Origin of the sequence: Marinobacterium lacunae (assembly GCF_000705555.1) — a bacterium.
Lineage (GTDB): Bacteria > Pseudomonadota > Gammaproteobacteria > Pseudomonadales > Balneatricaceae > Marinobacterium_D > Marinobacterium_D lacunae.
This window is the reverse complement of the sequence record NZ_JMQN01000030.1, coordinates 67,647-77,434: the sequence shown is the minus strand read 5'-3', so window position 1 is coordinate 77,434 and position 9,788 is coordinate 67,647. Positions and strand designations below refer to the sequence as shown.

The 9,788-nt window shown below is 59.6% G+C and carries 9 protein-coding genes; 7 read left to right on the top strand and 2 right to left on the bottom strand.

What is annotated here, in order from left to right; genetic code table 11:
- The first annotated feature begins 64 nt into the window (after positions 1 to 64).
- From betA to ADIMK_RS21350, 6 genes are all read left to right on the top strand, one after another.
- Entirely contained in the window at positions 65 to 1,804 is a 1,740-nt protein-coding gene (gene betA, locus ADIMK_RS10920; protein ID WP_036187693.1) for a choline dehydrogenase, read from the top strand.
- A gap of 171 nt (positions 1,805 to 1,975) precedes the next feature.
- Positions 1,976 to 2,884 carry a choline ABC transporter substrate-binding protein gene (locus ADIMK_RS10915; protein WP_036187743.1) on the top strand — a complete coding sequence of 303 codons (909 nt, stop codon included), beginning with the start codon at positions 1,976 to 1,978 and terminating at the stop codon, positions 2,882 to 2,884.
- 15 nt (positions 2,885 to 2,899) lie between these two features.
- On the top strand, positions 2,900 to 3,757 hold the full coding sequence (choW, locus tag ADIMK_RS10910) for a choline ABC transporter permease subunit (RefSeq protein WP_036187690.1): 858 nt from the start codon (positions 2,900 to 2,902) through the stop codon (positions 3,755 to 3,757).
- Between the two features lie 4 nt (positions 3,758 to 3,761).
- Positions 3,762 to 4,955 carry a choline ABC transporter ATP-binding protein gene (gene choV / locus ADIMK_RS10905; RefSeq protein WP_036187689.1) on the top strand — a complete coding sequence of 398 codons (1,194 nt, stop codon included), beginning with the start codon at positions 3,762 to 3,764 and terminating at the stop codon, positions 4,953 to 4,955.
- A gap of 136 nt (positions 4,956 to 5,091) precedes the next feature.
- The gene (locus ADIMK_RS10900; protein WP_036187687.1) at positions 5,092 to 5,778 is read left to right on the top strand and encodes a TorF family putative porin; all 687 of its coding nucleotides are present in this window, start codon (positions 5,092 to 5,094) and stop codon (positions 5,776 to 5,778) included.
- Between the two features lie 122 nt (positions 5,779 to 5,900).
- The gene (locus ADIMK_RS21350) at positions 5,901 to 6,320 is read left to right on the top strand and encodes a hemerythrin domain-containing protein (protein ID WP_051692867.1); all 420 of its coding nucleotides are present in this window, start codon (positions 5,901 to 5,903) and stop codon (positions 6,318 to 6,320) included.
- On the opposite strand, the gene sfsA is transcribed toward ADIMK_RS21350, so the two are convergent.
- A complete protein-coding gene (gene sfsA / locus ADIMK_RS10890) occupies positions 6,317 to 7,042 on the bottom strand; it encodes a DNA/RNA nuclease SfsA (protein ID WP_036187737.1) in 726 nt (241 codons plus the stop codon). The genes ADIMK_RS21350 and sfsA overlap by 4 nt on opposite strands.
- Before the next feature lie 137 nt (positions 7,043 to 7,179).
- Between sfsA and ADIMK_RS10885 the strand changes: the two genes are divergently transcribed.
- Complete coding sequence (locus ADIMK_RS10885; RefSeq protein WP_231517040.1) at positions 7,180 to 8,040, top strand: pirin family protein; 861 nt, start codon at positions 7,180 to 7,182, stop codon at positions 8,038 to 8,040.
- Here the strand turns inward: ADIMK_RS10885 and ADIMK_RS10880 are convergent.
- Positions 8,024 to 9,742: a PAS domain S-box protein gene (locus ADIMK_RS10880; RefSeq protein WP_036187682.1), complete on the bottom strand. Its 1,719-nt coding sequence runs from the start codon at positions 9,740 to 9,742 to the stop codon at positions 8,024 to 8,026. The two genes, ADIMK_RS10885 and ADIMK_RS10880, sit on opposite strands and share 17 nt — an antisense overlap.
- Positions 9,743 to 9,788 lie beyond the last annotated feature (46 nt).

The following is a 9,788-nucleotide window of genomic DNA, read 5'->3' as shown; positions in this document are numbered from 1 at the left end:
GGCGATATCGAATCGCCCTACGCCTGATCAAGACGATTAACTACGTGATTCCGGGTACAGACCGATGAACGAATTCGATTACATCATTGTTGGCGCCGGTTCAGCCGGTTGCGTACTGGCGAACCGACTCTCCACCGACGGCCATAACCGCGTACTTTTGCTGGAGGCTGGAGGCTCTGATAGCAGCCTGTTCATCCAGATGCCGACCGCCCTCTCCTATCCGATGAACAACGAACGCCACACCTGGCAGTTCCACGCTGAGAAGGATGCTGGGATCGATGGCCGTGCGTTGCACTGTCCGCGAGGCAAGGTGCTCGGTGGCAGCTCCTCGATCAACGGTATGGTGTATGTGCGCGGGCACGCCTGTGACTTCGACGAATGGGCCGAGCACGGCGCACAGGGTTGGAACTATGAAAACTGCCTGCCCTACTTCAAGCGCGCCGAAACCTGGTCAGGCGGTGCTGACACCTACCGTGGCGGCGACGGCCCTCTGGCGACCTGCAATGGCAACGAGATGTCGCTAAACCCGCTGTATCAGGCGTTTATCGATGCCGGTGTCGAAGCCGGTTATCCAGAAACCGCCGACTATAACGGCTTCTGTCAGGAGGGGTTCGGCCCCATGCACATGACGGTACGCAGCGGTGTGCGTGCCTCCACCTCCAACGCTTACCTGCGTGAAGCACTGAACCGCCATAACCTCAAACTGCAGCAGGGCGTCACCTGTAGACGGGTTCTGCTTGAGGAGGCTCGCGCCGTTGGCGTGGAGTACGAACTGAACGGCCAGATCGTACACGCGAGGGCGAGCAAGGAGGTGATCCTCTCGGCCGGGTCCATAGGCTCGCCTCACCTGCTGCAGCTCTCGGGCATCGGCAACCCCGATGTGCTCAGGCAGGCCGGTGTCGAGGTGCGCCATGCGCTGCCCGGTGTCGGCGAAAACCTGCAGGATCATCTGGAGGTTTACTTCCAGTACCGCTGCAACGAAAAGATCACCCTTAACGGCAAGCTCGACCTGATCAGCATGGGTCTGATCGGCAGCCGCTGGATGCTGTTCAAGGATGGTCTGGGCGCCACTAACCATTTCGAGTCCTGCGGTTTTATCCGTTCTCGCGCCGGACTCAAGTGGCCCAACATCCAGTACCACTTCCTGCCTGCGGCCATGCGTTACGACGGCCGCGCCGCCTTCGACGGTCATGGTTTTCAGGTGCACGTGGGGCCCAACAAGCCCGAGAGCCGCGGCACCGTTCGCATCACCAGCGCCGATCCGTACACACCGCCAGAGATCCGTTTCAACTATCTGAGCACCCAGCAGGATATTCAGGATTGGCGCGACACCATCCGCCTGACCCGCGAGATTCTGGGCCAGCCCGCACTGGATGACTATCGCGGCGAAGAGATTCAGCCCGGTGTGAACGTACAGAGCGACGAGGAGATCGACGCCTGGGTTCGCCAAAACGTGGAGAGTGCCTATCACCCCTCCTGCTCCTGCCGGATGGGGGCACAGGACGATGCGATGGCGGTGGTCGATCCCGAGTGCCGGGTACGAGGGCTCAAGGGCCTTCGCGTGGTGGATTCGTCGATTTTCCCCACCATCACCAACGGCAACCTGAACGCGCCGACCATCATGGTGGCGGAGAAAGCCGCCGATCTGATTCTGGGACGTACACCCTTGCCAAGCGCTGACGCGCCGGTCTGGATCGATGAGCAATGGCCCACGCGCCAGCGCTCAGGCATGGCTACACGCCCGATGCTGCACACACACCCCGAAAGCCCTGTTCACTCAATTCTGCAGGAGGCACCTGCCTGACCTTAAGGCCTAAAGAGAGCAGAAGCTCCGCGGCCCGTTCGATCTGATCCTTTGCTAGTGCCCCATAAATACAAGATTACGCCTAAGAGGTATCGACCGATGACAAAACTGAACACCACACATTGCGCCACCGGATCCATCAACGCCTTCCGCCGCCGTTGCACGGCGCTGATGATCGGGGGATTGCTGGGCGCATCTGCTTCGGCTCAGGCTGCCGACTGCTCTACCGTAACCTTTGCCGATGTGGGGTGGACCGACATCACAGCGACCACAGCCATCACCAGCGAGGTGCTCAACGGCCTCGGTTACAAAACCAAGACCCATCTTCTGTCGGTCCCGGTGACCTACAACACCTTGGCCAACGGCTCTATCGACGTATTTCTCGGCAACTGGATGCCGACCATGGAAGCCGATATTGCCAAGTATCGCGACAACGGTACCGTGGAAACCGTGCGTGCCAATCTCGAGGGCGCCAAGTACACCCTGGCCGTCCCGAAGTATGTCTATGACGCCGGTGTTCACTCCTTCGCCGATATCGCCAAGCACACCGACAAGTTCAAGGGCCGCATCTACGGTATCGAGCCCGGCAACGATGGCAACCGCCTGATTCAGGCGATGATCGATTCCGATGCCTTCGGCCTGAAGGATTTCAAACTGGTCGAGTCCAGTGAAGCGGGCATGGTGTCGCAGATCGCTCGCGCCGTTAAACACGATGACTGGGTCGCGTTTCTGGGCTGGGCACCGCACCCGATGAACTCCAACTTCGAGATCGAATACCTCTCCGGCGGCGATGACTACTTTGGCCCTGACTACGGCGGTGCCAACGTCTACACCAACGTACGCAAGGGCTACACCGAAGAGTGCGCCAACGTCGGCAAGCTGCTGACCAATCTGGAGTTCAGCCTCACGCTCGAAAACGAGGTAATGGCACTGATCCTCGATGGCGGCGAAAAACCAGAAGCGGCCGCCAAGCAATGGCTACAGGCTAACCCGCAGGTTCTGGACCGTTGGCTGGCCGGTGTTACGACTGTCGACGGTGCCGAGGCGCTCGATGCAGTTCGCGGCCACCTTGGACTCTAAAAGCAGGTGGACACGATGAACTGGCTGACCGAATACAAGTTGCCGCTCGGTGCGGCTATCGAAGACCTGGTGGACTGGCTGACCACCCACGCATCGGGTCTGTTCGATGCCATCTCTATCTCACTGGAGTGGCTCATTCTCAATCTGGTTACGCTGATGCAGTGGTTTCCACCAGTGGTGCCGATTCTCGCCACGGCGGCAATCGCCTGGTTCTGGCACCGCAGTATCGCACTAGTGATATTTGTCACCCTCGCCCTGCTGCTGATCCTGAATCTGGGTTACTGGCAGGAGATGCTGGAGACTTTCGTGCTAGTGCTGGCAGCCACGATGCTGTGCGTCCTGATCGGCGTACCGGTGGGCATTCTGGCGGCTCACAAGCCCTGGCTCTATACCGCACTGCGCCCGATTCTGGATCTGATGCAGACGATCCCCACTTTCGTCTATCTGATTCCAACGCTGGTGCTATTCGGTCTTGGCGTCGTGCCAGGGCTGATCTCGACGATCATTTTTGCCATCGCCGCACCGATCCGGCTCACCTACCTCGGTATCAGCAGCGTGCCAGCAGAGCTGCTCGAAGCGGGAAAGGCGTTTGGCGCGACACCGTCGAAACTGCTGTTAAAAGTGGAGCTGCCAGCTGCGATGCCGCAAATCATGGCCGGTATCACCCAGTGCATCATGCTGTCGCTGTCGATGGTGGTGATCGCCGCACTGGTTGGCGCCGACGGCCTGGGCAAGCCAGTGGTGCGCGCGCTCAACACGGTCAACATCTCGCAGGGGTTTGAAGCGGGCCTTGCCATCGTGCTGGTAGCCGTAATCCTTGATCGCCTGTGCAAGGCACCGGCACGCCGAACCAGCAAACGTAAAGCGGGGTAATCCGATGAAAGCTGTCAGTATTCGCAATCTGGATGTGGTGTTCGGCAACAACGTCGCGCAAACCCTGAAGCTGCTCGATAACGGTCAGGGCCGCCAGCAAATTCTGGAGGCTACCGGCGATGTGGTCGGCGTGCATGATGCCAGCATTGATGTAGAGCAGGGCGAGATCTGTGTTCTGATGGGGCTGTCGGGCTCGGGCAAATCGAGCCTGCTTCGTGCCGTCAATGGGCTTAACCCGGTCAGCCGAGGCACGCTGGAGGTACTCGATGGCGAGCGCATGGTCGATCTGGGCAGATGCGACGCCCTGCACCTGCGCGAACTTCGCCGCAAGCGTATCTCCATGGTGTTCCAGAAGTTCGCGCTCATGCCCTGGCTCAGCGTTGTCGACAATGTCGCCTTCGGCCTTGAAATGCAGGGGATCGGCAAGAGCGAACGCCGCAAGCGCGCGCTGGAGAAACTGGATATGGTCGGCCTCGCCGACTGGGCCAATAAACTGCCTCACGAACTCTCCGGCGGTATGCAGCAGCGCGTTGGTCTAGCCCGCGCCTTCGCCATGGACAGCGATATCCTGCTGATGGACGAACCCTTCTCCGCACTGGATCCGCTGATCCGCGCCCAATTGCAGGATGAATTGATCGCGCTGCAACGCCAGCTCAACAAGACCATTCTGTTCGTCAGTCACGATCTGGATGAGGCGCTGAAGATCGGCACCAACATCGCGATCATGGAGTCCGCCCGGATCATTCAGCACGGCAAGCCTGAAGATATTGTACTCAACCCCAGCAACACCTATGTCGAGAAGTTTGTCGCCCACACCAACCCGCTGAATGTGCTGCGCGGGCGTTCGCTAATGACCGGTATCGCCGCCCTGCAGATCGACAGCGACCGCTTGATGCTCAACGTCCATGATCAAAGCCATGTTCACATCAGCGCAGGCCGACCGGTATCAGCGCAGCGTGGCGGGCAGCCTCTGGAGATACGTCAGTGGCAGGAGAGCACCTGTATCGATGAGGTAGGCGAGAACATGCTGATCGTGGCCAACCCTGATATTTCGATGCGTACCGCCATCGAACTTCGCTACCGCAGCGGCCAACCGATCCTGCTCAGTGAAGAGGATCGACTGGTCGGCATGCTCTCGGACAAGGATTTCTATCACGCCCTCTTGGGCAAACATTTTACGCAGAGCGAAGCGGCATAAAGCTTAGGTGCGTGCGGCACCTATCCCTTTGGGGATATTGCCGCCCAACCGGCCCACCCCGTAGATTCCCGCGCTACTGCACAGCGTCCGTTTGACATGAATCGTTAAACCCAACCCCGTTCCAAGGAGTGTTCTAATGAGAAAGCTTGTTTTAAGCGTTCTAGGCGCCATGGCCATCACCCCCGCCTTTGCCGCGGAAACCTCTGGCACCATCGGTTTTACCAACGACTACCGTTACAACGGTATCTCTCAGACCGCAGGTGACCCGGCTATTCAGGGCAGTCTGGATGTCGCCTTCGATAACGGACTCTACGCCGGTATCTGGGGTAGCAACGTGGACTTCGGCGACGACGCCAACCTCGAGATCGACTACTACGTCGGTTACGGTGGCGAGCTCACTGATGATCTGAGCTACGACGTCAATTACGCCTGGTACACCTACCCCGGCTATGACGCCTACGACGGCGACTACGGCCAGCTCAACCTGAGCCTGTACTACGGCAACGCCTCAATCACCTACGGCTACGCCAACGACTACTTCAATACCGGGGAAGCCGGTCAGTACATCGCCGTCGATTACAGCCACCCGCTGCCCAACGATATCAGCCTGGACCTGCACGCCGGTCACAGCTTTGGTGATTACTGGGGCAAGGCCGACATAGATGACTTCGAGGACTACTCCATCGGCCTCTCCGGCAGCTTTGCAGGTCTTGATCTTTCCGCGGCGTACATTATCACCAGCATCGACAGCGAAGACGAAACCGATTCCGGATTGTTCCGCAACGATAACGCCTTGGTCGTCAGCATCTCCCGCACCTTCTAAGGTCCTCTCCTGGCCTGTGAAGCCCCTTCATGGGAGCCCTGCCCGGCTCCCTTTTTTTGCACTTGAACCTGCCCTGACCGTGTTAGACAATCGGTCGAACACTTAAAATAGATTTTAATTGCATGAAAAGGATCGATGCACTTCGTGGGCTCTCCAGTGATCATCACCGGGCACTGGTAATCGCCAAGAAAGCGAAACACGCCTCTGACCAGGGCGACGCCGCACTGATCCGACTGTGGACAGAGATCGAACAGGCATACGCCGCCGAACTCGAACGACACTTCACGATCGAGGAGCAGTATCTATCGGCACCGCTAACAGAGATCGGGGAAACTGCGCTTGTCGAGCGCTTGCATGAAGAGCACCGCCAACTGCGCGCTCATTTTCAACCGGGCGCCCCTCGAAACCTTGACGCTCTGCATGCGTTCGGCGACCTGCTCGCAAACCATGTCCGTTTTGAGGAGCGGGAGTTGTTCAATACCGCACAGGAACGCTTGTCTGCGGATCTGCTCAGCGCCCTTGAACAAGCCTACAGCGCCTAGGAGAGATCCAGAGGCAACGGGCACTCCAGCCTGAAACAATTGGCCGATATTCCCGTACGCCAGGCCAGCAGGATTACGCCCCTCTCCCGCGCTTCGCGCAGCAGTGCACCATAGCGCGGATCAACCTCGTCCGCCGGTCGAAACATCCTCGCCCCGGTGTGCTGAACACAGAACACAAGCGCGGCCCGCCTACCCTCGGCCACCACCTGCATCAACGTTTGCAGATGCTTCTGGCCGCGCTCGGTTACCGAGTCGGGGAAGGCGATAACACCGTCATCGTCATCCTCGGGGCCCGGCCCGAGCGTCACGTTCTTAACCTCGATGAAAGTATGCGGAGCGGCCCGATCACCGAGCGCCAGATCAAAGCGACTATCGCCATAACGGACCTCACGTTCGACGCCCTGCGCGGGCGAGAGCTCGGCAATCATCCCCTCGCGCACGGCCTCTTCGACCAGGGCATTGGTACGCCCGGTGTTAACCCCCGCCCAATGGCCATGCGCCACCTGCACCGCTTCGAGCGTGTGCCGGTACTTGCGCTTGTCGTTGCCACTGTCGGAGATCAGCGCGGCCTGCTCGATACCGGGCAGCACGCAATTCTTCATCGACCCGGTATTGGGACAGTGCACAGTGATCTCACGCCCGTCGGCACGGCGCACATCGGCCATGAATCGCTTATAACGGCGCAGCAACGTCACCGACTCCAATGGCGGATCAAAGATCACGGCGCATCCCCCTGTGTTGATAAAAGGCGGAGCATCGGCTTGACGGCAGGCACAGTCAACCCCGTTGCCCCGCTTGGCCCAAATGCAGTTCAACACCTATGCTGAACCCACGCATCCGTAAACCACCCGGAGCCAGCATGAGTACAATCGAAATAATCATCACGCCACGCGACAAAGATATCGGCGGTTTTTCGGTCAGGCGGGTATTACCGGTGGTTCAGCGCAAGATGGTGGGCCCGTGGATCTTCTTCGATCATATGGGCCCCACGGACTTTCCGGCCGGTGAAGGGATCGACGTGCGGCCCCATCCTCATATCAACCTTGCCACGGTCACCTACCTTTTCGAAGGCGAAATGCTGCACCGGGACTCACTGGGCAGCGTGCAGCTGATCCGCCCGGGCGATATCAACCTGATGGTGGCCGGACGTGGCATTGTGCACTCCGAGCGCGAAAGACCCGAAGCCCGCGAGATACCCAGACGCCTGCATGGGCTTCAGTTGTGGCTGGCACTGCCGGAGGATCAGGAGGAGATAGAGCCTGCGTTTTACCATTACGCCAGCGACGACATCCCGGCGGTGGATATTTCAGGCGTGCCGGTGAGGGTGATGATGGGCACGGCTTATGGTGTCAGATCACCGGTTAAAACCTTCGCCGACACCCTATACATTGAAGCCAACATGAAAGCCGGACAAACCCTGCACCTGCCACCGGCTCAGGAACGTGCAGTGTATCTGGCACAAGGCGCACTGACGCTGGGAGGGGAGGAGGTTCCGGAACACGCTCTGGCGATTCTGCACCCTCAAGATGGGCTCGAACTCCACGCGGTGAAGGACTCGCGCATTGCGATGATCGGAGGCGAGCCCCTCGGCAAGCGCTACATCGAGTGGAACTTCGTCTCCAGCCGCAAAGCGCGCATTGAGCAGGCCAAGGAGGCCTGGCGTTTGCAGCAATATCCGAAAGTGCCCGGCGATGAAGACGAGTTTATCCCCTACCCCTGAGGCTTTCGTCCAGCACACTGCGAATCTGCTCGGCCAGATCCTCAATGGCGTAGGGTTTAGCGATCAGCCTGACCTCCTGACTGAGCGCCTCCAGTTGCTGTATGGCATTACCGGTATATCCAGAGGTGTAGAGTACAGGCAGGTCAGGACGCAGCTTTCTCGCCGCCTGCGCGATATCGGGGCCATGCATGCCGCCGGGCAGCACCACATCGGTAAACAGCATGTCGATCTCGGGATCGCGATCGAGCAGTTCAAGCGCTGCCGGCCCATCGGCCGCTTCCAGCACCTCGTATCCAAGACTGCGCAGCACCCGTACAGCCAGTGCTCGCACCTCTTTCTCGTCCTCTACAACCAGTATGCGCTCATGCCCGGTACAGCTGTCGTTTGCCTCCTTTTCCGACATCACCACTTCGCCCCCCTCTGCCGCCTGCGGCAGGAAGAGCTTGATGGTGGTACCCTGCCCTTCGACGCTGTGCGCCTTGACGTGGCCACCGGACTGCTTGGCGAAACCGTACACCATCGCCAGCCCAAGCCCGCTGCCCTTGCCGGTTTCCTTGGTGGTAAAAAACGGTTCGAACACCCGGCCGAGCAGGTCAGCCGGTATACCGGTGCCATTATCCGACACACTCAGAACAACGTAAGGCCCCGGTGCCACATCGCCTTCGAGTGCCGCGCTATGCTCATCCAGATGTACCTTGGCGGTCTCGATGAGCAGCCGCCCACCCTTGGGCATCGCATCCCGTGCATTGACCGCCAGATTGAGTAGCGCGACCTCCAGTTGTGACGGGTCGGCCAACGCCTTTGGCAGCCTTGGGGGCACACTCACCTGAATCTCGATCGATTCACCCAGTGTGCGCCTGAGCATACTGACCATCCCTTCGGCCAGCTCGCTGAGGTCGATCAGCGCCGGTTGCAGCCTTTGTCGGCGCGAAAAGGCCAACAGCGTACGGTTGAGTTCGGCCCCTCGGCGTCCGGCCTTGAGTGCTGCCGAGATCAGTTCCTGCGCCAGCTCGTCATCACGGCAATGCCCGGCCAGAATCTGCAGGTTGCCATTAATGATGGTCAGCAGGTTGTTGAAGTCGTGTGCAACGCCTCCGGTCAGCTGGCCGACAGCCTCCATTTTCTGCGCCTGATGCAGGGCCTCCTCGGCCTCCTGTCGGTCCGCCATCTCGCCCTGCAGTGCGATATTGGCGAGCTCCAGCTCGGAGGTGCGCTCACGCACCCGGGTTTCCAGCTCATCTTTGGCCCGCCGTAACGCCTGCTGCGCCGCACGGCGCTCGCTTATGTCGCGAATGGCCGCAGATACCAGAACGCCTTCATCGGTTTCAAGCGGACTGAGGCTGATCTCGACCGGAATCTCGCTGCCATCCTGGCGACGGGCGGCCAGATCCAGGCCCGATCCCATCGGACGTACGGCATGGTTGCTCAGAAAATGATCGCGGTGCTCCACATGACGCCCGCGCGCCCGATCCGGCACCAGCAACTCGATAGGTTGACCGATCAATTCCGCTTTCTGATAGCCGAACAGCGTCACAACCTGAGCGTTGACCAGCACGATCTGTCCACGCTTGTCGACGACTACCACGGCATCGGGCGCCGCCTCCAGCAACCGGCGGTAGCGGCCTTCAGCCTCCCGCGCATCAGCCAACTCGCGTTCCAGTCGGGCGATGGTATCAAGGTCGGTATTGATATCCTTGTTCATGGGCTTCCCATATCTGCCAACAAGACGCGGCGCTATGCCGAAGTCG

Coding starts and splice junctions, on each gene's coding strand:
- betA (WP_036187693.1), top strand. CDS start 65: ATGAACGAATTCGATTACATCATTGTTGGCGCCGGTTCAGCCGGTTGC.
- ADIMK_RS10915 (WP_036187743.1), top strand. CDS start 1,976: ATGATCGGGGGATTGCTGGGCGCATCTGCTTCGGCTCAGGCTGCCGAC.
- choW (WP_036187690.1), top strand. CDS start 2,900: ATGAACTGGCTGACCGAATACAAGTTGCCGCTCGGTGCGGCTATCGAA.
- choV (WP_036187689.1), top strand. CDS start 3,762: ATGAAAGCTGTCAGTATTCGCAATCTGGATGTGGTGTTCGGCAACAAC.
- ADIMK_RS10900 (WP_036187687.1), top strand. CDS start 5,092: ATGAGAAAGCTTGTTTTAAGCGTTCTAGGCGCCATGGCCATCACCCCC.
- ADIMK_RS21350 (WP_051692867.1), top strand. CDS start 5,901: ATGAAAAGGATCGATGCACTTCGTGGGCTCTCCAGTGATCATCACCGG.
- ADIMK_RS10885 (WP_231517040.1), top strand. CDS start 7,180: ATGAGTACAATCGAAATAATCATCACGCCACGCGACAAAGATATCGGC.
- ADIMK_RS10880 (WP_036187682.1), bottom strand. CDS start 9,742: ATGAACAAGGATATCAATACCGACCTTGATACCATCGCCCGACTGGAA.